General features: G+C 68.7%; 27 protein-coding genes and 1 tRNA gene. 9 read left to right on the top strand and 19 right to left on the bottom strand.

Annotated features, from left to right (window positions below):
• Positions 1-3 precede the first annotated feature (3 nt).
• The 12 genes from L2U69_RS12540 to L2U69_RS12595 all read right to left on the bottom strand — a co-directional run bounded on the left by L2U69_RS12540 (position 4) and on the right by L2U69_RS12595 (position 8,256).
• The gene (locus L2U69_RS12540; RefSeq protein ID WP_236107384.1) at positions 4-408 is read right to left on the bottom strand and encodes a phage major tail protein, TP901-1 family; all 405 of its coding nucleotides are present in this window, start codon (positions 406-408) and stop codon (positions 4-6) included.
• Positions 409-424: 16 nt separating this feature from the next.
• Positions 425-850 carry a DUF3168 domain-containing protein gene (locus L2U69_RS12545; RefSeq protein ID WP_236107386.1) on the bottom strand — a complete coding sequence of 142 codons (426 nt, stop codon included), beginning with the start codon at positions 848-850 and terminating at the stop codon, positions 425-427.
• A complete protein-coding gene (locus L2U69_RS12550; RefSeq protein ID WP_236107388.1) occupies positions 840-1,112 on the bottom strand; it encodes a hypothetical protein in 273 nt (90 codons plus the stop codon). The genes L2U69_RS12545 and L2U69_RS12550 overlap by 11 nt, the downstream gene beginning before the upstream one ends.
• On the bottom strand, positions 1,109-1,441 hold the full coding sequence (locus L2U69_RS12555; protein WP_236107390.1) for a phage head closure protein: 333 nt from the start codon (positions 1,439-1,441) through the stop codon (positions 1,109-1,111). The genes L2U69_RS12550 and L2U69_RS12555 overlap by 4 nt, the downstream gene beginning before the upstream one ends.
• Complete coding sequence (locus L2U69_RS12560) at positions 1,438-2,016, bottom strand: head-tail connector protein (protein ID WP_236107392.1); 579 nt, start codon at positions 2,014-2,016, stop codon at positions 1,438-1,440. Before L2U69_RS12560 ends, L2U69_RS12555 begins: the two co-directional genes overlap by 4 nt.
• 2 nt (positions 2,017-2,018) lie before the next feature.
• Positions 2,019-2,411: a hypothetical protein gene (locus L2U69_RS12565; RefSeq protein WP_236107394.1), complete on the bottom strand. Its 393-nt coding sequence runs from the start codon at positions 2,409-2,411 to the stop codon at positions 2,019-2,021.
• Between the two features lie 113 nt (positions 2,412-2,524).
• Positions 2,525-3,745, bottom strand: a complete 1,221-nt coding sequence (locus L2U69_RS12570; RefSeq protein WP_236107396.1) for a phage major capsid protein — start codon at positions 3,743-3,745, stop codon at positions 2,525-2,527.
• A complete protein-coding gene (locus L2U69_RS12575) occupies positions 3,742-4,302 on the bottom strand; it encodes an HK97 family phage prohead protease (RefSeq protein WP_236107398.1) in 561 nt (186 codons plus the stop codon). The genes L2U69_RS12570 and L2U69_RS12575 overlap by 4 nt, the downstream gene beginning before the upstream one ends.
• Before the next feature lie 3 nt (positions 4,303-4,305).
• Positions 4,306-5,517 carry a phage portal protein gene (locus L2U69_RS12580; protein ID WP_236107399.1) on the bottom strand — a complete coding sequence of 404 codons (1,212 nt, stop codon included), beginning with the start codon at positions 5,515-5,517 and terminating at the stop codon, positions 4,306-4,308.
• A gap of 3 nt (positions 5,518-5,520) precedes the next feature.
• Positions 5,521-6,858, bottom strand: coding sequence for a DNA-packaging protein (locus tag L2U69_RS12585; RefSeq protein ID WP_236107401.1), 1,338 nt, complete (start codon positions 6,856-6,858; stop codon positions 5,521-5,523).
• Complete coding sequence (locus L2U69_RS12590; RefSeq protein WP_236107404.1) at positions 6,746-7,294, bottom strand: hypothetical protein; 549 nt, start codon at positions 7,292-7,294, stop codon at positions 6,746-6,748. The genes L2U69_RS12585 and L2U69_RS12590 overlap by 113 nt, the downstream gene beginning before the upstream one ends.
• 80 nt (positions 7,295-7,374) lie before the next feature.
• Positions 7,375-8,256, bottom strand: coding sequence for an alpha/beta fold hydrolase (locus L2U69_RS12595; protein ID WP_236107406.1), 882 nt, complete (start codon positions 8,254-8,256; stop codon positions 7,375-7,377).
• A 213-nt stretch (positions 8,257-8,469) separates the two neighbouring features.
• Between L2U69_RS12595 and L2U69_RS12600 the strand changes: the two genes are divergently transcribed.
• From L2U69_RS12600 to L2U69_RS12620, 5 genes are all read left to right on the top strand, one after another.
• Complete coding sequence (locus L2U69_RS12600; RefSeq protein WP_236107665.1) at positions 8,470-8,955, top strand: hypothetical protein; 486 nt, start codon at positions 8,470-8,472, stop codon at positions 8,953-8,955.
• Positions 8,956-9,043: 88 nt separating this feature from the next.
• A tRNA-Thr gene (locus L2U69_RS12605) sits at positions 9,044-9,118 on the top strand.
• A gap of 132 nt (positions 9,119-9,250) precedes the next feature.
• A complete protein-coding gene (locus L2U69_RS12610; RefSeq protein WP_236107408.1) occupies positions 9,251-9,544 on the top strand; it encodes a type II toxin-antitoxin system RelE/ParE family toxin in 294 nt (97 codons plus the stop codon).
• Between the two features lies 1 nt (position 9,545).
• The gene (locus tag L2U69_RS12615; protein WP_236107410.1) at positions 9,546-9,830 is read left to right on the top strand and encodes an addiction module antidote protein; all 285 of its coding nucleotides are present in this window, start codon (positions 9,546-9,548) and stop codon (positions 9,828-9,830) included.
• A gap of 80 nt (positions 9,831-9,910) precedes the next feature.
• Positions 9,911-10,555, top strand: a complete 645-nt coding sequence (locus tag L2U69_RS12620) for a TetR/AcrR family transcriptional regulator (protein ID WP_236107412.1) — start codon at positions 9,911-9,913, stop codon at positions 10,553-10,555.
• On the opposite strand, the gene L2U69_RS12625 is transcribed toward L2U69_RS12620, so the two are convergent.
• Together L2U69_RS12625 and L2U69_RS12630 are read right to left on the bottom strand one after the other, a co-directional pair.
• The gene (locus tag L2U69_RS12625; protein WP_236107414.1) at positions 10,552-12,795 is read right to left on the bottom strand and encodes a DUF1302 domain-containing protein; all 2,244 of its coding nucleotides are present in this window, start codon (positions 12,793-12,795) and stop codon (positions 10,552-10,554) included. The genes L2U69_RS12620 and L2U69_RS12625 overlap by 4 nt on opposite strands.
• A 16-nt stretch (positions 12,796-12,811) precedes the next feature.
• Positions 12,812-14,188, bottom strand: a complete 1,377-nt coding sequence (locus L2U69_RS12630; RefSeq protein ID WP_236107416.1) for a DUF1329 domain-containing protein — start codon at positions 14,186-14,188, stop codon at positions 12,812-12,814.
• A 328-nt stretch (positions 14,189-14,516) separates the two neighbouring features.
• Between L2U69_RS12630 and L2U69_RS12635 the strand changes: the two genes are divergently transcribed.
• Both L2U69_RS12635 and L2U69_RS12640 read left to right on the top strand, forming a co-directional pair.
• Entirely contained in the window at positions 14,517-14,927 is a 411-nt protein-coding gene (locus tag L2U69_RS12635) for a helix-turn-helix domain-containing protein (RefSeq protein ID WP_236107418.1), read from the top strand.
• A 93-nt stretch (positions 14,928-15,020) separates the two neighbouring features.
• Positions 15,021-15,647, top strand: a complete 627-nt coding sequence (locus L2U69_RS12640) for an acyl-homoserine-lactone synthase (RefSeq protein ID WP_236107420.1) — start codon at positions 15,021-15,023, stop codon at positions 15,645-15,647.
• Between the two features lie 12 nt (positions 15,648-15,659).
• On the opposite strand, the gene L2U69_RS12645 is transcribed toward L2U69_RS12640, so the two are convergent.
• From L2U69_RS12645 to L2U69_RS12655, 3 genes are read right to left on the bottom strand one after another with little or no spacing between them, the layout of a single operon-like run.
• The gene (locus L2U69_RS12645) at positions 15,660-16,367 is read right to left on the bottom strand and encodes a helix-turn-helix transcriptional regulator (protein WP_236107422.1); all 708 of its coding nucleotides are present in this window, start codon (positions 16,365-16,367) and stop codon (positions 15,660-15,662) included.
• Positions 16,368-16,383: 16 nt separating this feature from the next.
• Positions 16,384-16,704, bottom strand: a complete 321-nt coding sequence (locus tag L2U69_RS12650) for a hypothetical protein (RefSeq protein ID WP_236107423.1) — start codon at positions 16,702-16,704, stop codon at positions 16,384-16,386.
• A 53-nt stretch (positions 16,705-16,757) separates the two neighbouring features.
• Entirely contained in the window at positions 16,758-17,285 is a 528-nt protein-coding gene (locus L2U69_RS12655; protein ID WP_236107424.1) for an opioid growth factor receptor-related protein, read from the bottom strand.
• Between the two features lie 208 nt (positions 17,286-17,493).
• On the opposite strand from L2U69_RS12655, the gene L2U69_RS12660 reads away from it, so the two are divergent.
• A complete protein-coding gene (locus tag L2U69_RS12660) occupies positions 17,494-19,581 on the top strand; it encodes a DUF4139 domain-containing protein (RefSeq protein ID WP_236107425.1) in 2,088 nt (695 codons plus the stop codon).
• A gap of 81 nt (positions 19,582-19,662) precedes the next feature.
• Positions 19,663-20,151, top strand: a complete 489-nt coding sequence (locus L2U69_RS12665) for a DUF3592 domain-containing protein (RefSeq protein WP_236107426.1) — start codon at positions 19,663-19,665, stop codon at positions 20,149-20,151.
• Here L2U69_RS12665 and L2U69_RS12670 read toward each other — a convergent pair.
• Both L2U69_RS12670 and L2U69_RS12675 read right to left on the bottom strand, forming a co-directional pair.
• Positions 20,126-20,821 carry a lysoplasmalogenase gene (locus L2U69_RS12670; RefSeq protein ID WP_236107427.1) on the bottom strand — a complete coding sequence of 232 codons (696 nt, stop codon included), beginning with the start codon at positions 20,819-20,821 and terminating at the stop codon, positions 20,126-20,128. The genes L2U69_RS12665 and L2U69_RS12670 overlap by 26 nt on opposite strands.
• 7 nt (positions 20,822-20,828) lie before the next feature.
• Positions 20,829-21,665, bottom strand: coding sequence for an SDR family NAD(P)-dependent oxidoreductase (locus L2U69_RS12675; protein ID WP_236107428.1), 837 nt, complete (start codon positions 21,663-21,665; stop codon positions 20,829-20,831).
• Positions 21,666-21,696 lie beyond the last annotated feature (31 nt).

Genomic DNA, 21,696 nt, shown 5'->3' on the forward strand with positions numbered 1-21,696 from the left:
TCCTCAGGCGAAGGTGACGGTGCCGGCGGATTCGAGGGTCAGGGTGAAGGTTTCCTCCCCGTCGTGCTCGCCGGCATAGTCGAGGGCGGTGATCAGGCAGGGCGCGGTCAGCGTGGTGCCGTCGCCGCGTGCGATGCGCCAGTCGCGTTTGGTGCGTGCCATGAACAGGCCGCGCGCCGTCTCGTGCGCCGTGCCGCTGTCGAAGACGCCGGCACCGGTGAAGGTGAAGGACTGCACCCCCGCCCCTTCCAGCAATTCGCGCTGGCCGCCCGAATCCTTGTTGGTGGTCTCGACCACCTTCAGGCGGGCGCGCAGCCCGGTCGACCGCAGGCCGGCGATGGTGGCGAAAGTGCCGGTGCCGCTGGTGTCGACCTTCAGCAGGAAGAGGTCGCCGCGTTGCTTGGCCATGCTCGTCTCCTCGAATTCAGGATGTATGGGGAAGCGCCGTCTCGGTGACGGCGCGAAGGCGCAGGATGCCGTGGCTGGTCACACCGTCGCCGTCGTCGAGCACGCCCGCATGGGCGACACGAAGCGCGACACAGCGAAGATCGGCACCCAGGTCGAGGGGCAGCCGGTGAAAGGCGGCGGCGAGCACGGCGAGGATCTGCTTCACCTCCGCCCGGCCGCGATAGCGCGACCAGACATGCAGGGTCAGGACATGGAGCTGGCCGGTCCGGGTCGCGCTGTCGTCGGGAAAGACCTCCGCCTCGCCCAGCACGACATGGGGAAAGAGACCGCCCTCGGGCCTTCGGTCGTGAAGCCTTGTGCCGATCAGCGCGGCGAGATCCGTGTCGGCGGCGAGCCTTGCATAGACCGCCTGCTGCACGGCGAGCGAGGCGTCAGGGGTCATGGCGCAGGGCCTCCGTCATCGCCGCCGCGAAATCGTCCCGGCTGTCGCGGACCTTGCGCGTGACGAAGGGTTCGGCCGGGCGGCCCCCGGCGCCGAATTCCCGCGCCGCCGCCTCGTCCGCCATCGCGACCCGGCGGCGTCCCGGCCCGGCGTCGACCGTCACCGGCCCGGGCAGATGCTCGCCCAGCGCCGCCGCCGCCGCATCCAGCGCCGTCTCGATGCGCCCGGCCAGCGCCTCCGCTACATCTTCGAAACCGCTCATTGCCCACCTCCGCCGCGGGCCAGGATGGTCACATGGGCGCGGCGCGGATCGGGCAGGATCGCCAGAATGTCCAGAGGCTGGCCGCGCCACACGACGCGCCAGTCGGCCGAAAGATCGCTCCGCGCGCGGATCGTGATGCGCCAGGTCACCTGGGCTTCTCGAGCGTCGGCCTCGACCGGCTCGTGGCCCGTTTCCGCCTCGACGGCGGCGAAGACGTCCGCCACCGGGATCCAGGCCAGGGTTCCGCCGCCCGCGCCGTCGGTGTCGATTTCCGGGCGCTCGAAGGCGATCCGCTCGCGCAGGCGGCCGATGGCGACACGCCCGCTCACAATCGCACCACGCGATAGGGTGCCCACAGCGCCTCCACCCCCAGCGGCAGGGGCCGCAGCCCCTCGCCCCCCGCTTCCCGGCTCTCGAACAGATGGCCGAGCAGCAGCGCCATGCCCCGGCGAATGGGTTCCGGCACGTCGGTCGCGGCCGGGCCATAGCCCGCCTCATAGTCGATGGCGATGGCATTGGCCGCCCGCGCGCCGAAGGGCGTGGCGGCGCCGGCGCGCAGCACGAGGCGCCCCGGCACCGCCACGACGTCCGCCAGCCATGACGCCGGATCGAGCACGCTGGCATCCCCGTCCTCGTCATAGGTGGCGACGGCGGAGACCGCCGCCAGCGGCGGACGCGGCAGGTCCAGGGCGCGGCGGCCGAGCGGCCAGGCGTCGAGCCACAGGCGGAAGCCTTGCGTGATCAGGGCCCGGCGCAGGTGCTGCTCCGCCATCTGCCGCGCCGCGACGATCAGGGCGGCGACGATCGTATCCTCCGCCGTATCGTCGAGACGCAGATGCAACCGCGCCTCCGCGAGCGACAGCGGCTCGACCGCCGGCGGCGTCACGCGCTCCAGACCCGCCATGATCAGGCGCCCCGGCGCGCGCCGTGGCCGCGCAGCACCGAAACGGCGGAGGCGGCACCATTGCTGGCGCCGGTCACCGTCATCTTGGCGCGCAGGTAGCGGGCCGGGCCGCGATAGCCGACCTGCTGCACGCTGTTCGCCCCGCCGACGGCGGTCACGGCCACGAAGTCGCCGGTCAGATCCGCCGCGGTCACCGGCTCATAGGTGTCGTCGTCGACCGAGGCTTCGAGGGACGGGGTATGGCTGCCGTCGGTATAGGCCCCGAAATGGACCAGCACCGTCGCGGAATCATAGCCCCGCAGGTCGACGGCGCTGCCGGTCGCATTGCCGGTGCGCACCGCCGGCGCCAGCGAATGCGCCGGCGCCAGATGGCTCTTCAAGTCGCGAATGGTCATGGGTTTGCTCCAAAGGTGAGTTCGTCATCCCGGCGCAGGCCGGGATCTCGTGCCGAAAAGGGCTTTCTCGTCGGAAGCTCCCGGCCTTCGCCGGGACGACGGGATGGAGGTGATTACGCGCCGAACTTCAGCAGCTTGATGGCGTCGAAATCGAGCACGTCGCCGCCCACGCGCTTGGTGGTGTAGAATTTCACCTGCGGCTTGGCGGTATAGGGATCGCGCAGCAGGCGGATGCCCAGGCGGTCGGCGATGGCATAGCCCTCGCGGAAATTGCCGAAGGCGATCGACAGGCTGCCGTCATCCAGCGCCGGCATGTCCTCCGCCTCCGCGACCGGATAGCCGAGCAGGCTGGCCGGGCTGCCGGCGGCGAGCCCCGGCTGCCACAGGTACTGGCCCGAGGTCTCGTCCTTCAGCTTGCGCACCTCCGCCGCCGTCGCCCTTGCCATGACCCAGGTGGCACCCATCCGGTAACCCGCCTTCAGGGCATAGGTCAGCTCGATCAGATGGTCCGCCGGATCGGAGGCGGCGAATTCGCCGTTCACGCCGGTGGCGACATGCTGAAGCGTGCCCCAGGGCCGGCCCGCGTCCCCCGTCGCGGCGGTCGGATAGGTGGCGAAGCCGCGCGGCATGCCGACACCCGAGCCCGAGACGAAGGCGGCACTTTCGGCCCGGGCGAATTTCTCCGCCACCTTCTGGGCCAGCCAGGCCTCGACGTCGAAATTGGCGTCGTCCAGCAGCTTCTGGGAGACGCGGGGTTCGGCATAGAGTTCATGGACCGGGATGCGCCACAGGCCGACTTGGGGGCTCGCCGTCTCGGACCGCGCCTCGACTTCCGCGACCCAGCCGGCGGCCGGCTCGCCGAGGTCCAGCATGCCCTCGACCGCGTCGGCCGTGACGCTGATGACCGAGGCGATGGCGCGCATCGGGCTCGTCTCCTGCAGGCGGGCGACGATGCGCGACGACATTTCCGCCGCCACCAGGTAGCCGCCATCGGGATCGCTGGCGACGCTCATCGCCTTCTTCTCGAGGGTGGCGAGATCGCCGTCGACACCCTTTCGCAGGAAGCCGGCGAAAGCGGCGGCATGGGCGGTCTCGGCGGCACTCCGGGTCTTGGTGCCGTTGCCGGGACGGGCCAGCGCGGTCTGCATCGCCGTCACCGTGTCGTTCAGGCGGCCGACCTCGGCATTCAGGCGCTCGACCGTCTCGACGGTCAGCACGTCGGCCCGCCCCTTGGTCTCGATCTCGGCGATGCGCCGGTCGTTCTCCACCCGAAAGGCGGTGAAGCTGCGCGCCAACTCGTCGGTCGCGCGCTGCATGGTGGCAAGCTCGGTCATTCGTGGTCCTTTCGAAGCGAGAAGGCATCCGCCGCGCGGCGGAGATTGGCGATGATGGCCGTGGTCAGTCCCGCCTCGCCCGGGGCGGCCTTCACCCAGGAAACGCGGGCCGCGTCATTCGCGGGCAGCGTGACGAGACTGATTTCATGCAGTTCGATCGCCTGCAAAAGGCGCGCGCCATCGGCGGCGATCGCGGCGCCGACGGTCGAATAGCCGATGGAAAGCCCGTCCAGCGCGCCGAGGCGAAGGAGGGAGAGTGCCTCCCGCCCCCGTGCGGTCTCCAGCGCCAGGCGGCCCTCGACCCGCAGCCCGGTCTCGTCCTCGATCACGCGATCGAAGCGCCCGATGGGCTGGGCCATGTCGTGCTGCCACAGGAAGGGCGGCAGGCGCCCGGCATCACGCCAGCGCGCCAGGCTGGCGCGGAAAGCACCCGGCACGACCCGGTCGCCCTCGCTATCCGTGCGCCCGAAAACGCTGGCATAGCCGGCGAAGGCGCCGTCCGGCGCGATCGCCTTCACGCGCCAGGCGACGGGCCGGCCGATCTCGATGGATGTCATGGATTACACCTCGTCCTTGCCAATGGGGCCGTAGCCGAGCGCCGCACGCCGTTCGTCCCGCGTGAGGTCTGCGGCGCCGCGTACCTTGACCCAGCGTTCCGCCCGGCGCGGTTCGAGCGCCGGCACCTCGTCCAGATCGGGTTCCAGCGTCGCGATGCCGAAGCCCGCCCCGAAGGCCCGGGCGAAGGCGCGCGCGATGCTCTGGGCCAGCGGCACCACCGTGTCCTCGTAGAGAGCGAGTCGGGCCTCGGCGTAATTGGCGTAGGTCTGGGCGTCCGGCACGCCGACCAGTTGCGGCGGCACCCCGAAGGCCAGGGCGATTTCCCGCGCGGCGGCATTCCGCCCCTCGATCCAGTCCATTTCGGCCGGCGTCAGGCTCAGCGCCCGCCAGTCCAGCCCGCCGTCCAGCAGCAGGGGACGGCCAGCGTTGCGCGCGCCCTCGAACTGTTCCGCGATCTCGCTCTTCAGGCGATCGAACTGATCGTCGGCCAGGCTGGCCGGGCCTTCCTTCGGCTGATAGACCAGGGCGCCGGAGGGCCGCGCCGCATTGTCCAGCAAGGCCTTGTTCCAGGCCCCCGCCGCATTGTGCTGGTCGATCGCCTGGGCCGCCGCCTCCAGCGCCGGCAGGCCGTGCCAGTCGTCCAGGGGATGGAAGGTCTTCAGATGCAGCACGGGGGAACGCCCGGTCAGCCCGTCGACCGGAATGAAGCGCGTCTCCTCGCCCTCGCGGTGCTCGAAGCCGGCGGGCACGCCGCCCGGTCCGGGGCGCACCGTCACCCGGTCCGGGCGCAGCAGGTGCCATTCGCGCGGCCGCGTGCCGGGCCCCACGGCCTCGACATAGGCATTGCCGGCGATCAGCAGATGGGCGGTCAGGGCTTCCAGGAAGGCCGTGCCCTCGTCGCGCGGGTTGGGCCGGCGCAGCAGGACGTCGAAGGCGGCGACCGCGATCTCGCGGCCGCCGGCATCCCGCGCGATCCACGGGATCGCCGCGACGCCGCGCGCGACGAGGCCGACGGCCCGGTGCACGACCACGTTCCGGGCATAGCCCTCGTCGGCAAGCGCCGCGTAACGCCTTGCGGTCCAGCGCACGCCGGTCTCGTGCCAGCCGATCAGGGCCCGGCCGCGCGCCCGCGTTTCGGGCACCGGGCGGATCAGACGGCGCAGCCGTGCCATCAGGCCCGGCGCGGCCGCCGGCCCGTTCTTGCTTTCAGCCATGGATCAGAGTCTCCGCAGTCTCGGAACGATCGGGCGCGGGCCGGACATCAGGTCGGTCAGTACCCAGACCAGGGCATCCACCCGGTCGCACAGGCCCTCGGGCCCCATCGCGGTGAAGCGGCACATCTGGTCTTCCAGGGTGCCGAGGCCGGGGCGATGGAACACCCGGCCCTGTTCATAAAGGGCGGCGATCGGCTCCGCCCGGACCGCCTTGCCGCGCGCCGCGCGCACGGCACGATAGGCGACGGCGGGATCGAGGGTGCGGACCAGGGATTCGACCAGGTCGCCGCCCTGATTGACTTCCGCCACCAGGCGGTCTGCCTGATGGCGGTGAAAGGCGTCGATCGCCACGCGCGCCCAGGCGGTCGGCGGCAGGCGGCCCGACAGGTCCTCCAGCACCAGGAAGCCGCCGTCGGGCCGCAGCCCGGCCACGATGATGCCGGTCTCCGCCCCCTCGTCCTCGCCCGTGGCGCCGACCGCCGGATCGACCCCGACGACGATGCGCAGCATCTCCCCCGGCAGGCGGGCATCGCGCTGCCGGTCCAGCAGATCGCGGGACCAGAGGGCGCCGGGCACGTCGTCCACCAGTTCGGCGTGCAGCTCCTGCCGGCCGAGGCGCGTGCCCTGATAGCGCCGCACCACTTCCGCCAGGAAGGTCGGGGCCAGATTGGCCCAATTGTCGAAGGTGGAGCCGCGCGTCACCCGCACCCCGGGATCGCTCACCAAGCCCTTGATCAGCGCGCTCGGCTTCGGCGTCGTGGTCGCCAGGAAACGCGGCGCGGCCCCCAACCGCAGCCCCAGCAGCAATTGGTCCCAGGCGTCGGCATCGCGCCATTTGCACAATTCGTCGGCCCAGGCAAGGTCGTGCTGCGGCCCGCGCATCTGCCCCGGCCGCTCGGCCGAAAAAGCCGCCGCGACGGCGCCGTTGGGCCAGGTCAGCAGGCGTTTCGACGGCTCCCACCTTGGCCGCGATCCGGGCGGCGAAATGGCGAGAAGGCCGGATTCACCCTCGATCATCACCTGGCGCGCGTCCGCCGCCGTGGCGCCCACCAGGGCGATGCGCCGGGCCCTGCCCGCCTCCACCTCCATGCGCACCCATTCGGCGCCGGCCCTGGTCTTGCCGAAGCCGCGCCCGGCCAGCACCAGCCAGCCGTGCCAGTCGAGGCCCGGCGGCGGCAATTGCGCCGGTCGGGCCCAAAACGGCCAGTCGTAGTAAAGCGCCTCCGCCTCAGCCCGGCTCAGGCTCCGCAGGAAGGCCGCCCGCGTCTCCCCCGACAGCGAGGCGAGCCAGTCGGCCCTGAAGTCGCTGCCTGAGGTCGGCGGCGGCGGCACTGTCGTCATGCTCTTCCCCGTCCTTCGCGGTATCGAGGCCGAAAGCCTGACGTTCCAACCGGATCAACCGTTCCGCCGTGGTGCCCAGCGACCGGACGAGGCCGGCCACCGTCTCCGCCTTGCCCGCGAAGGGTCCGTCCTCCGGCAAGCCGGTCGGCGCCGCCAGATGGTCGCGCAGCGACGATTGCACCAGCCCCAGGGTCTCCCGAAGATCCGACAGCAGACGGCGATGGGCGCGCGCCACCTCCAGCCCGCGGCGCGCGGCGAAATCATCGTCGCCGCCCTCGCCGCGCCCCCAGCCTTCCGACCGGGCGCGGCGCCGCAGCGCCGACTCGCTGATGCCGAAGGTTTCGGCGATTTCGCTCAGATAGAGCTGGCCCAGGCGATATTCGCGCTCGATGCCCGGCCAATCCACGGCATCGCCCTTGTCCCGCGGTTGGTCCATGGCGTTGCCCATTTCGGAAACATGTCGATTATGTACCCATAATGTACACAATGCGCCCAGACGTCAAGGGAATTCTGTACTCAAATTCGCGCGACCAGGGTATCGATCGCGTCGACCACGACATCCGGAAATTCCATCGGAATGAAATGGGTCGAGCCCGGTACCTGGGTGACGGCGCTGCCCGGGCGGATTGCCGCCAGGCTCTGGGCACCCTGGGCGCGCAGTGTCGACTCCGTCTCGGCATAGAGCGCGGCGACCGGGCAGCGCACCCGCGCCATGCCGCGCCAGAAGGTGAGACCGATGGTCGAGAAGGTCTTCGCCTCCCATTCCGGGGCGCAGGTCAGGCTGACGGTGCCGTCGGGATTGTCCCTGGTGCCGCCCGCGACATAGGCCTCGAGAAAACCGGGACGCCAGGTCTTGAAGGCGCCGCGCCCGGAATAGGCCTTGACCATCACCTCGCGCGAGGGCCAGACGGCCTGTCGCTTCGATGCGCGTTCCGCCAGGGGGATGCGCCCGGTCAGCCCGGTCAGCCGCGCGAAGTAGAAAGCGGGCGCCGCCACGGCCGGCACCACGGCGGGATCGATCAGGAGGAGCGCGGCGGCGAGCTCCGGATGGCGGGCCGCGACGTCGGCGCTGATCGCGCCGCCCATGGAATGGCCGACCAGGATCGCCTTCTGCCCCCATTGCCCGAGGACGGCGGCGAGATCCTGGGCATAGCGCGACCAGGAGCGGAGCCGCGACGCTTCCGCCGGCACCGTCGAAAGGCCATGGCCGCGCAGGTCGAGGGCCCGGACCGTATAGCGGCCGCACAGGCTCTCCAGCAGCGGGCGGTAGGTTTCGGCATTCATGCCGGTCGCATGGGCGAAGTGGATCAGCGGGGCCTGGCCGAGCGGCGGCCCGCCGGCCAGGCCGGAGAAATGGCCCTGGGTGGCGGGGATCTCGATACGATGAAGAACGGACACGCGACAATCCTTGGTGGGACCGACCCTTGGGGAGCGCGCCGATCCTGCGCCAAGGCCCGCCCCCTGTCTCCCCCCCTTCCGCGCGGGACGCCATGCCGAATGCGCGACCCGTCGACAGCGGCATCGGCGGTCCTTAATCTGCACCATCTTGCCGCCACAAAGATGAAGTCTGGTGCCGCCATGGTACGTCGCGCGACCGAAGATCCCCCCGTCATGCGCGGGCTCGCCCCGCCCGCCCCGCGCCCCGGCGCGATCGGCGGCGTCGAGCCCGTGGCGCCGCGCCCGATGGCCAGCGCCGCGCCGCGCCAGGGCATGGATTGGGGCCTCGGCCTGATCACCATCGCCTTTCTGGTCGGCGCGGCGGCGATCGTCGCCGTCGGCCAATGGACGAAGCGCCCGCCCGAGTCGCTCGCCGCCGGGGAGAGCCGAATCATCACAGCCCGGCCCGACACCACGATCCCCGACAATGGCGCAGCGGCCCCGGCCGGCACCGCCGCATCGGGCGGGATGCCCTCGGCCGGCGGCGCGGCCCTGCCCGGCACCCCCTATTCCATGGATCAATCGACCGAGGGCGGCACCATCGACCAGCGGCCGCAAGCCCACACCGCCCCGGAACCCGCCGGCGCCGCCAAGCCCCGCCTCCGCTCCACCGCCCCCGGCTTCCTGCAGGCCCCGCCCGGCATGAAACCGGTGAAATGAGCCCTGCCGCGCCACCTTGAAAAAGAGCGTCACGCCCCTTGCGCATCGCCCGCCCCTGTGGCAGTTTCCGCGCCCTGAACGGAATCACGCTGCTGTAGCTCAGTGGTAGAGCACTCCCTTGGTAAGGGAGAGGTCGACAGTTCAATCCTGTCCAGCAGCACCATCCCCCTTTCGAAAATCCGAATGTCCATTGGGGCCTGGGCGGCTTGCCCGGAGCAGTTCGTCATACGACTGCCGTGACCTGCCGGTTACGACTCTGGTTGCGACGCGCATATTCGTAACCTATAAGTTACGAATGTTCGAGGTACGGCAGACTTTGGTCTTTCGTGACTGGCTGGACGGTCTGAAGGACGAGCGTGCGCAGGCGCGTATCGCGCAACGGATCCTGCGCCTCGGCGCCGGATTGTTGGGGGACGCCAAGTTCTTCGACGGCATCGGCGAACTCCGCATCGACCACGGTCCCGGCTACCGGGTCTACTTCGTACAGCGCGGCAAGGTTCTGGTGATCCTGCTCTGTGGCGGCGACAAGCGCACGCAGAAGAAGGACATCGCCAGGGCGATCAGGATGGCCACCGAACTGGAGACCTGAGATGGCGATCGAAACGATACCCTTCGATGCAGCCCCATACCTCGGCACGGCCGAGGCGCAGGCGGAACTCGTGAACGATGCCTTCGAGAGCGGCGATCCCCGCTATGTCGCCGCTGCCCTCGGTACGATTGCGCGCGCGCGCGGCATGACGAAAGTCGCCAAGGAAGCCGGCATTTCCCGGGAAGCGCTCTACCGGGCCCTGAGCCCCGAAGGCGATCCGAAGCTCTCCACCCTGCTCGGCGTGCTGAAGGCGCTGAAACTTTCGATCAAGGCCGAGGCGGCCTGACATCCCGCTTTCCCCTTCCCTCAATCGCCAAAAGTGAACATAATCTCGGAAATGCTCACATATAAGGGCGGGAGGGGAGAATGAGCCGGGGTGTCGACATCGCGATGAAGAAGCAGCCGCGCCAGCGCCGCGCGCAGGTGACGGTGGATGCCATGGTGACCGCGGCGGACGAATTGCTGTGCGCGCTGCCTTATGAAAGCGTCACCACCAATCGGATCGCCGAACGGGCGGGGGTCGGCATCGGTTCGCTCTACCAGTATTTCCCCAACAAGGAATCGATCGTCGCCCGTGTCGTCACCCAATGGGTCGAGACCATGGTGGCGGAAGTGGCCGAACTGCTGGCCGGCACCGCCCGCCTCGAGCTGTCGGAAGCGGCGCTATCCATGGTCAAGGCCCTGTTCGAGGTGGTGGACCGCAACCGGGTCAAGGTTCGCCTCATCCTCGAAGTCATCCCCTATGCCTTCCAGATCCCGGCGGTCGCCGTCCTGCCGCAGCAATTGGTGCTGATGGCGGCGCAATCCCAGGCGTCGTTCCGCGACCGGCTGCATTTCGCGCGGCCGGCGGCGGCCTCCTATGTCCTGATGGTGATGTCGCGCGCCTCGATCATCGAATCCGTGCTCCACTGCCCGCCCCATCTCGACCGGCGGGACGTGGAACGTACCATCGCCGATTTCATCGCCCGTATCCTGCTCGGCAACGAGACCGCCGCCCCCGCCGCCGCCTAGAACTGATAGGTGGCGGCGATACCGATGAAGTCACGGTCGATGAAGGGATTGCGCGAGCCGTTGGGCCCGCCGCCCGCCCCGAAGGACTTGAAGTAGTTCACCGTCACGGCGAATTGCTGGGTGAAATCCGCCCGAACCCCGAACAGCAGCGACGTCATGCCCTTGGTGAAGCCCGGCAGCGGCGCCGGCGTGATGCCGAAGAGACCGGTCTGGAATGCCACGGAAGGCGTCAGCTTCACCCCCGGGATGAGATCCGGATAGTCGAGGATGAACAGGCCCTGCACGCCGCCGGACCATTGGGTCGGCGTCTTGCCGGTTTCCCAGAACGGATCGCCCAGCGCCGTCACCGGCTCCGGCGGCGAGATCTGCACGGCGCCGCCGAAGCCGAGCGACCGGCTGTAGAATTCGCTGAAGCCGTTCTGCCCGTAGGCGCCATAGGGATAGCCCTTCTCCAGATCGACGTGCAGGGCGCCGAATTCGACCAGTGCAATCACGGAGGTGGCACCGGTCAGCATGCTGGGCAGATCGGTGCCACCGAAGATCTTGGTCAGGCGCAGTGCCGCCTGCCAGACGTCGTGGCGGCGGTCGGCCCGGATCACCCGGCCCGGGCCATATTGGTCGTCGAAGGTCTCGCCCGCCGGGCCGTCGGCGATGGGGGCGATGCCGAAGTTCTTCACGTAGATCGGCTCGGGCGTGATCTGCTGACCACCGATGCTGGCCGGCCCGATCGGCAGGTTGGCGCCGTAGGCGCCCTGGTCGATCGGAATGCCGCCCATCTGGTTGATCGCCTTGGCGAAGAAGGCCGGCGCCGACATCAGCACGGGCACGTCGTGCTTCCACGAAATCTCGCCGTTGATGGCGATGCCCGACCAGTTTTCCGTCGTGCTGAAGGCGAAGCCCAGCATCTGGATGTCGTCCGGGTAATATTGATAGAAGGCGCTGTCGTCCATGTTCTCGAACACGGTGCTGCGCGGCAGGGTGCCGAGGGGCGGCTGGATCAGGGCCGACAGGGCGCCCCCGACCGGGGCCCCGATGAGATCGGAGACCAGATCGCCGCCGAATTGCACCCCCGGCACGAGGCCCTGCACCAGGGAGGTCAGCGCCTGCTGGTCCTCGAGCCCGAGCAGGGCCACGGCGGAGCCGAGCGCCCCGGGCGCCGCCGTCGTCAGGTCCGCCTGGCCGGTCCCCGCCGCATAGGTTTCGGGCGCCTGGAAATAGATCGAGGGCAGCCGGCTGCGGTAATTCACGTAATAGAACTGGAACTCCGTATTGTTCAGGTCGGGCGAGAAATAGCGGATCGAGGCGCCCCAGTCGCCGCCGTCCGGATCGTCGATCTGATGCAGCGGAATGGAGGTCGACAGCGCCTGCGGTCCGGTGCCCCAGGGCGGCGGCGGATTGTCGTAATCGGCCGCATCGTCCCGCCCGACCGTATAGGAGCGCGTGTCGCCGTAATCGGTGAACACCGAGGTGCCCTTGGCGCCCTGGCAGACATTGTCGTTGAAGGCGAGGAAGGAGCCGCAGACCGGCAGCAGCAGGGGCTCGAAGTCGAACTGATAGAAGACCTCGAACGACGGCCCGTCCATCAGCTCGTAGCCGAGCTTGATCAGCGGCACCGGGATCAGCGCGTCCTTCAGTTCGGCCCCCGGCGTCAGGATCTTGTTCACGTCGATCGGATTGATCACGGAAATGCCGTTCAGGGTGAACAGCGCCTCGCCCCAGTTCAGGATCTGATTGCCGATCTTGATGCTGAGATTGTTGTCGAACAGATCGACATTGGTGCCGACGTAATATTCCCGGAATTGCGCGTCCCAGGCCGCCGCATCCTGGGCCGAGGGGGAATAGCGCCCGCGATAGGGCCGTTCCGCCGGGCCGTTCTCCGCCAGATGATTGTCGAGCGCGACGCTGTCGACGAAGGCTTCGCCGCTCACCGTGGCGAACCAGTCCCGCCAGCGCAGGCGCAATTCGCTGCGCACCGAGGTGATCTGGCTGACGATGTCGTATTTGTCGAAATTCAGGTTGCCGTCGTCCGCGTCGGCCGGCGTATAGACCCCGCCGTTGTAATAGCCGACGTTACGGGGATCGCGGTCGGCCATGCGCATCTGGGCACCGACCGCGAGCGTGGTGATGACCGAACCCGTGACCTCGTCGCCGATCTCGAAATCATAGGCCGCGGCCGAAGTCGCCATGAGGAGGACGGCGCCGGCGCCATAAGCCGCCGGCCCGCGAAATTTCGCCGCCATTGCCCGTCCCCTTTCGCTACTGCGAGCCCATGCGGCGCACGGCCTGCGGCGTGAATTCGGAAGCGTCGAGATCGGCGTCGAACTCGAACATCTTCTCTTCGTTCTTCATGCCGAAGGTCAGATATTTGCCGGATTGCAGGTCGTGGGCGATTTCCGCCACCGAGGAGCAGAGCGGCACGTCATAGGCGTTCGACAGCGGCCCGTCCTGCACCCGCCACAGGACGCCGCGCGTATCGTAGACGTCGACCAGGGTGATGTTCCAGCTGTCCTCGTCGAGATAGAAGGTGCGGCGGCCGTAGACGTGGCGCGAGCCTTCCTTCAGCTTCGAATCGACCACCCAGGCCCGGTGCAGCTCGTAACGCATCAAGTCCTGGCGCATGTGGTTCGGGGTCAGAATGTCCTTGTAGGAATATTTCTCGTCCGCGATCTCATAATTGTTGTAACCCATGTAGATCTCGCGCTTGCCCTGCAGCTCGAAGCGGTAGCGGTCGGTGGCGCCGTTGTACATGTCGAACGTATCGGCGGGGGCGAGGCCGTCGGTCTGCGGCGCCGGATTGTCATAGGCGATCTCGGGCGCGCGCAGCAGGCGCCGCGTGCCGGGGTTGTAGACCCAGGCCTGGCGCGGCAGTTCCTTGGCGTTGATCGTGTCGAGCACGAGGACGATGGTGCCCGCCGACTTCGGCGGATAGGTGATGAAGTTCAGATAGGAGATGGCGATGTTGTTCAATTGCCCGATGTCGCTGACGTCGCCGATCTGATTGATGCCGGGGCCGTTGTAATGGGCGATGCCCTGGTCGTGGCCGCGCACCAGTTCGTAGGAGCCGTCGCGCGCGACCAGCGCCGCCGCGAAATAGCGCTTCACCTTGAAGCCGCGATAGCGCAGCCGATGATTCCAGATCGCCTCGACGCCGGAATTGGGAATGGGGAACGGATTGCCGAGAAGGGCGTCGTTCAGCCCGTTCTGATCCTCGGTCATGGTCGCCGTCAGGGCGTTCCTGCGGTTGCCTTCGTAGAGCCGTTCCGGCAGGGCGCAGCTCCGCCGGCTCTGGTAGACCGGCAGGACATAGGTCGGATAGAGCTTCAGCAAGGCCATCTGGCCCGGGGTCAGGTTCGCCTGATATTGCGCCGCGTTCTGGCCGGTGATGGTGAACAGCGGCTTGTCCTCGGGAAACGGCGTCGGATAGTGCATGCCCGGGCGATAGGTCGCCGGCGGCCTGGTCACGCCGCCCTCCCAGGGCGGGATGGTGCCCGCCGCATTGCCCGCGCGTTCGGCCCCCATGGGGGTCAGGTCGCCGTCCAGGCGCGCCGCCTGTTCCGGTGTGACCTTGGCCGTCGCCGCCGTCGCGGTCAGACACGAAATGACGCCGATGAAGGCAGCCGCTGCCGCACGCATCCGTTTCCCCCCTGTTTTTCGGCGGCGGGAGGGGCCTTCCTCTTCGCCCCGCGCCCCGCCGCGCTTTTTCTGAACCAAGGGTGCAGAAGCCCGGACGGGTTGTGAATTCGTGTTCGGCTTTGCCGGTGGCGCCCGATCCGGGGTCCGAAACGGGCGGATTTCCGGGATTTGCGCTTCGGTTTTATGGAATTCGACGCAGAACTACTCGCAAATCCGGGCGCACCCCGGGCGCAGTTCGACAAAACCCCCTCTGGTCAGAGGGGTGCCCTGATCCGCCCCTGCCGTCAGCATCGAAAGACAGGACTGAAGCGACGGGAGCGCTCGAAAAATGACCGTGAACAGCTCGATTTCGGCGCCTTCCCTCGATCGGGAAATCGGGGCCTGGCTGCGCGGCCTGCGGGTCGTGCGCGGTCTCTCGCTGAGCGCGCTCGCCGACGGCGCCGACATCTGTCCGACCCGCGTCGAGGCGATCGAAAGCGGCGGCGCGACCGCCGATCTCCGGGAAATGGCGCGCCTGCTTGCCGCGATCGATCCCGAATTGCTGGGCCGCCTGGTCGAATTCGCCCTCACCGTCGGGGCGGCCGCCAATTCGATCGACGAGACCAACCAATTGTCGCAACTCGCCAGCCGCATCGTCGCGGCCTTCGGCGGCGTGCCCTCCACCGCGACCCGCCATGCCGTGGCCGACCTCGTCGAAGCCATCGCCGGCTATGGCGCCGGGCGCCGCCTCAACAGTTGAGATGCCATTTTTTACACAATCCCCTCTGATCAGACAGGCGCCATGAGATAACCAAACGTTGTTCAATTTATCGCCACAACCATGGAGGCGATAATGATCGACGTCATCGGTCCCTGGAACCGTATGCATCACCAGGACACGCTCGAGGCCATGTTCCGCCTGCGTCATCAGGTCTTCGTCGAGGAGATGGGCTGGGACCTGCCGCTGGCCCGCAACGGCCGCGAGACGGATCAATTCGATACCGCCCGCACGATCTATCTGGTCTACCGCGACGAGGACGGGGCGGTCGCGGGGTCCATGCGCCTCATCCCGTCGGTCCTGCCCCATGTGCTGGGCGACGTCTTTCCCGAATTGTGCAGCGGGCCGGTGCCGCGCGGCCCGGCGATCTTCGAGAGCAGCCGCTCCTGCATCTCGCGGAAGGCCCGGCGCAAGGATCCGAACGGCATGATCTGGGGCGCGCTGACCTGCGGCATGATCGAATACGCCATGCTGCGCGAACTGGACTTCATCACCGCCGTCATGGACCGGCGCATGGTGGACATGGCGCGCGTCGCCGACTGGCACCTGAATCCGCTGGGGCCGGAGCGGCGGATCGCCGGTGGCGGCGTGGTCGCCGTGACCATGCCCATCGACACGCACGCGCTCGATACGGTGCGTCTCCAGCGCGGGGTGCCGGACCCGGTACTGTCGCTGCGCTTCGCCGGCGCCAGAGCCGCCTGAGGGAACGCCGCCTCAGGGCTGGATCAGGCCGAGGCGGATCGCCGTCACCACCAGTTGCATGCGTGTGGAGGCGCTGAACTTGCGCTTGGCGCCTTCCACATGCCAATGGACCGTGGTCTCGCTGATGCTCAGGATCTGGCTGATCGCCCAGTCCGACTTGCCGGCGGCGACCCAGTGCAGGCATTCGTGCTCGCGCGGGGTCAGTTTCGGCACTTCTTCCCCGAGGCCGCGCCCCGAAAGCGCGAGGAGCCTGTCGTGCAGCCCGAGCCCCAGATAGCGCAGCTTGTGGATGAGGCGGGGATCGTCGTCCACCTGGCCGCCGGCGAAGGTCACTTCCGCCCGATAACCCTTGGGGCCGTGGATCGGAATGGTCAGGCCGGTGTGCAGGCCGAAGGCCCGCGCCTCCTGCATCACGCGGCGCCCGGCGGGGCGCACGCCGCGCGCCGCATTGGCCCAGGTGAAGGGGTTCAATTCGGTCGCGGCACGGCGGAACACGGGATCGACCAGGGCGAAGTCGTTGGCGATGTAATGCTCCACCCAGGCTTCGGGCATGCGCACCATCATCAGGGCCTGGTCCGGCATCTGGGTGCCGCGCGGCACCTCCATGCAGGCGCCATGAACGAAGCCATGGTCCGTGGCGAAACGTGTCACCACGTCGAAGCAGCTTTCGGCGGTCTCGGCCGCGCCGATGCTGTCGACCATGTCGAGGAAACGGTTCAAACCCTGCCCCGCGCGTTCAATGCCCGCGCCGATTGTCCACCGCTTCGCGGATTTCGCCAAGTACCCGCGCGTCATCCAAGAGTCGATTGAGGGCCGAAACGCCATGATCGCGGCGGATGCGTTCCACGATGAAGATCAGCATGGCTTCGAGATCGGCGATCGGCAACGGCCGGCGGTTGCCGCCCCGCTGGGTCGCCTGGCGCCACTCCTCCTCCAGCAGGTGACGGAGCGCGCCGTCGCCGAAGGCATTGGCGACACAATCCGCGGCGGCGCGGAAGCGCGCGAACGCCGGATCGTCTTCCGTCCCATTCCAGGCGCCGCCGGGGCTGTCGGGCATTCCAATACCTACCGATAGTTGATAAGTCGATTATGACACCACCGTACGCCAGATCAAGCACCGTCTTGCCATCCGCCTGGCCGCGACCCCGCATCGCGCCAGAACCTCAGGCAGATATCCCACTGGCCCCGCGCCTCCGCTCCGGCGATCTCGAACAGCAGGGCGCGCAGCCCCGCCGCCTCCGCTTCGAGGCCGCACAGCGACAGGCAGCGCAGGATCCGGGTCAGGCGCAGGTGGTTGTGGTCGGCGGCCCCGAGCCAGCCGTCGAAAGCGCCGGGAAAGCCGTCGCCGCGCCGAAAGACGGTACCGCGCCGCGCGATGCCGTAGAACCCCATCATCGTGTCGAGAGAGGCGAGGAGCGAGCCCCGCAGCGCCTCGTCGGCCCCGATCTCGGCCGCGTCCGCCGGCGTCAGAAGGGGGGCGTCGTCATTGGCGCGGCTCGTCTCGGGCACGGGAAACAGCCATTGGATGAAGTCGTGGCGGGCTTCCAGCCAGCGCGGATCCTGGCGGCGGATCTCGCCGATCATGCGCCCGGCGCCGTCCGGCGCGCGCCCGGCCTGGAAATCAGTGAGCCTGCTCACAGCCGCCGCCTCCTTCCCGTTGCATCATCATCACCGGACGGTCATCGTTCGGTCCTGATTTGGCCATGGCCCGAACCAACCATGGCGGGCCGGCCTGAGTCGGGATGGCCTGAGTCGGGATGGCCGGGATCCGGACCGGCCCGATTCCGGCCGAATCATGCGTCACCTGTCAAACATCCCGATCTGAATCCTTTGGGGGGAGACAATAATGCGGAATCGCCTCGCCGTCGGGCTGGCCGTCGTCGGCCTCGGCCTCGGCGTCAGCCATCTGGCCCTTGCCGCCGACCTGCAGCTCGAACGGGTCATGCTGTCGACCGGCGGCGTCGGCTATTTCGAATATGAAGCGACCGTCGCGGGCGACGCCAGCCTGACCCTCGACGTGCCGCTCGATCAGGTCGACGACATCCTGAAGAGCCTCGTCGTGTTCGACGACAAGGGCGGTATCGGCGGGGTCGAACTGCCGGGCCGGCAGCCCATGGACCAATTGTTCCGCGACCTGCCCTTCGGGCCGGAGGCGCTGTCGTCGCCCGTCGCCCTGCTCAATGCGCTTCAGGGCAGCGACGTGATCGCGACCGGCGCCCGCATCCTGACCGGGCGCCTCCTGAACGTCGAGCCGGAAGTCCAGACCCTGCCCAACGGCGGCGGCACCATCACCCGCCATCGCCTGACCCTGCTGACGACGGAAGGTCTGCAGCAACTGGTGCTGGAGAATGCCGAGGCCGTGAAATTCGCCGATCCGGCACTCCAGGCCCAGGTCGACAAGGCGCTGCGTATCCTGGCGGAATCCCATGCCCGCGACCGCCGCAGCCTGACCATCACCACGAACGGCACCGGCAGCCGCAAGCTGCGCGTCGCCTATGTCACCGAGGCGCCGCTGTGGAAGACCTCCTATCGCCTGACCATGCCGGCGGCGGCGGATGCCGAAAGCGCCCGTCTCCAAGGCTGGGCCGTGATCGAGAACATGAGCGGCCAGGACTGGAAGGACGTCGAACTCACCCTGGTCTCCGGCAGCCCGGTCACCTTCCGCCAGGCGCTCTATACCGCCTATTACATCGACCGCCAGGAAATCCCGGTCGAGGTCGTCGGCCGGATCCTGCCCAATGTCGACACCGGCGCCAGCGCCTATGAGGTCGCGGCCGAAGGTGCCGCCCTTGGGGATGGTGCCGCCGACCGTTCGCGGCCCGACCGGGCCCGCACGCTCGCCGCCGGCGCCCTCGGCGACGTGCCGCCGCCCCCGCCGCCGGTGCTGGCCGCCCCGGCCCCCATGCCGGAAGCCGCCTATAAGGACGTAGAGTCAACGATCGTGGCTGGCGGCAGCGGCACCGTAGCCTCGACCGAAGCCCTGACCCAGGTCGTGTTCCGCCTCGAACAGCCGGTCTCGGTCAGCTCCGGGCGCTCGCTCTCGGTGCCCATCGTCGATCGCGACGTGATGGCATCCCGCCTCGCGCTCTATCAGCCGGGCGTCCACGCCCAGCACCCTCTCGCCAGCGTCCGCCTCACCAATGACGGCGACACGGGCCTGCCGCCCGGCATTCTCACCCTCTACGAGCGGGACGAGCGCGGCTTCGGCTATGTCGGCGACGCCCGGCTGTCGGTGCTGCCGGCGGGCGACGACCGCATGATCTCCTACGCCCTCGACCAGAAGATCCGCCTCGATCGCTCGGAAAGCAGCGACGCCGTCCTGCAATCCGGCAGCATCGCGCGCGGTGTCTTCAACTACTCGCGCGTCCAGAAGCAGGTCTTCACCTATAAGATCGCGGCGCCCCCGCGCGAGGACCGCAGCATGGTCCTCGAACTGCCGAAACTGTCTGGCTACGACCTGGTCCAGCCGACCGAAGGCGTCGAGGAGACGGACCGCTACTGGCGCATCCCCGTCGCGCTCGAGGCCGGCAAGACCAGGACGGTCGAAATCGTCGCCCAGCGCACCGTCGACAGTACGATCGCCATCGGCGGCCTGAGTGACAGCCAGCTCGCCTATTACGCCGCGTCCGAGGCGGTCGATGCCAAGACCAGGGAGGCGTTCGAGCAATTGGCCAAGCTGAAGGCGGTCCAGGTCGAGGCCGACCGCAAGGTCGGCGATCTGACCGGCCGCATGCGCGACCTGAACGACGAGCAGCGCCGCCTGCGCGACAATCTCCAGGCCGTGCCGCGCGACAGCGACATCTACCGCCGCTACCTCGACAAGCTGGACGATCAGGAAACCGCGATCGAGACTCTTCAGGAGGAGATCGCCGAGGGCAAGGAAGCCTCGGCCGCCGCGCGAAAGGCGGTGGAAGACTTCATCGCCAAACTCTGATCCGCCATCGGCATCACGGGATGGCGCCCTCCGGGGCCATCCCGTGTTGCCCGCGATGCGCGGTGGGTGGATCATGCGGTCATGTTTGCGCGCGGCCGTCTGACCCGAATCCTCATCGTCACGATCTTCGCCCTGGCGGCCGCCTGGGCCACGGCGGCGGGCATGCGCGCGGCCAGCGACCTCTGGCGCCAGCCCGACTGGCCCGCCGCCACGGCGGAAGTGACCGACGTGCTCCGCGAGAGCGCGGCGGACGAGGATGGGCGCTACCGTCTCGAACTGCGTTTCATGGCCCCCGGCCCGGTCAGCGTCACCACGACGACGGCCGACGTGATCGGCGAGGAACGCCTGGCGATCCTGCGCGAGAGCGCCGGCGAAGGCCGCCGCCCCACGGTGCTGCTCTATTTCGACCCGGACCATCCGGCCGACGTCCGCCTGTCGCGCCAGAGCGGCGGCGCAAGGGCGCTGGCCGCCGCCTATGGCCTGCTGGCGCTGGTCGCCGCCGGCCTCTCCCTGCTCGCCTTCCGGCTGGCGGCGGGGCTGATGCTCAGCCCTGCAGGATCCCGGCCATGAGGAGATATTGGGCGGCGTAATAGGTGCCCCAGATCAGGTGATGCACGCCGCCGAAGGGTTTGCCGAATTTGGCCACCGCGATCATCGCGTCCGAGCCCATGAACAGCAGTGCGCCGATGACGACCAGCATGGAGGGCGGCGGCAGGAGAAGCGCGCCCACGACCATGACCACGATCACCGTCATATAGAGCGCGACCGGCCCCGCCATCTCGCCGAAGCCGCCCTTGAGCTGGCCGTGCAGCATGCCGGCGGCACCGATCACCACGGCCACGCCGATCAGCCGCGCCATGTCGAGGCGGAGGCCGAAATGGCTCAGCACATAGGCGAAGATGGCGATATAGGCGAGATGGGCGATCAGGAAGGCGCCCAGCCCGAAGACGAACCACTTCTTCTCGTCGCGCAGCGCCAGGAAGATGTCGCCCAGGGTGGAGAAGGCCAGCGCCGCCACCAGCAGCAGGCCGATCAGCGAACCGCCGGGCAGGGAGACCGCCGTCAGCAGCGCGAGCGCCCCGACCGGCAGTGCCTTCAGCCACGGCATCAGCGGATACCAGGCGCCGCCCGTGCGCCCCAGATAGATCACGGAACTGACCAGGGAGACGACGAACAGCGCATAGCGCATCATGTCCAGCCCATCGCCCCGCGCATCCAGCAGGGGAACGCTCATCAGCATGTCGGCCTCATTTCTCGACGGCGTCGAAACGCGCGCGTTTCGCCAGCGGGTGCCGCTCGGCGAGGGCGCGGATCACGAAGCCCGGCAGATATTTCAGGAGAAGGGCACCCGCCCGATTGACGGTGCCGTTGACCAGGACCGGCCCGCGCCCGGCCAGCACCGCCGCCACCGCCTCTTCCGCCACCACGTCCGCCTGCTGCCATTGCCAGCCGGGGATGGTGTCGGTCGCCTGGGTCATGCCGGCGGCCTGGTGGAATTCGGTCCGGGTGAAGCCGGGACAGGTTGCGAGCACATGAACGCCGCGTCCCGCGACCTCTGCCGCCAGGAACTCGGAAAAACGGACGTCGAACGCCTTCACCCCGGCATAGAGGGTGGAGCCCGGCACCGGCGGCGCGAAGACGGCGAGGGAGGCGACATTGACGATCCAGCCGCGCTTCCGCGCCAGCATCGCCGGCAGCAGGCGGTGGCACAGTTCGGCGACCGACGTCACCATCACCTGGATCAGATCGCGCTGCGCCGCCCAGTCGGTGCGCTCGAAAATCTCGGGGATGCCGTAACCGGCGTTGTTCACCAGCATGTCGACCGAAAGCCCCTGGGCCTCGATCGCGGCGACCAGTATCGCCGGGGCCTCGGGATCGGCCAGATCGGCCGGCAGCACGGTGACCGCCGAACCAAAATCACGGCGGATCTCGCCGGCCAGGGCTTCCAGCCGCTCCGCCCGGCGCGCGGTCAGGATCAGGCCGAAACCACGCTTGGCGAGGGAACGGGCAAAGGCCGCGCCGAGACCGGCGGAGGCGCCCGTCACCAGGGCCGTGCAGCCTTCGCCGACGCGTCTTGCCGCCATGCGCCCCTTCCCTTCGAACGAAACGGGGGCG

Source organism: Zavarzinia marina (assembly GCF_021568905.1).
Taxonomy (GTDB): domain Bacteria; phylum Pseudomonadota; class Alphaproteobacteria; order Zavarziniales; family Zavarziniaceae; genus Zavarzinia; species Zavarzinia marina.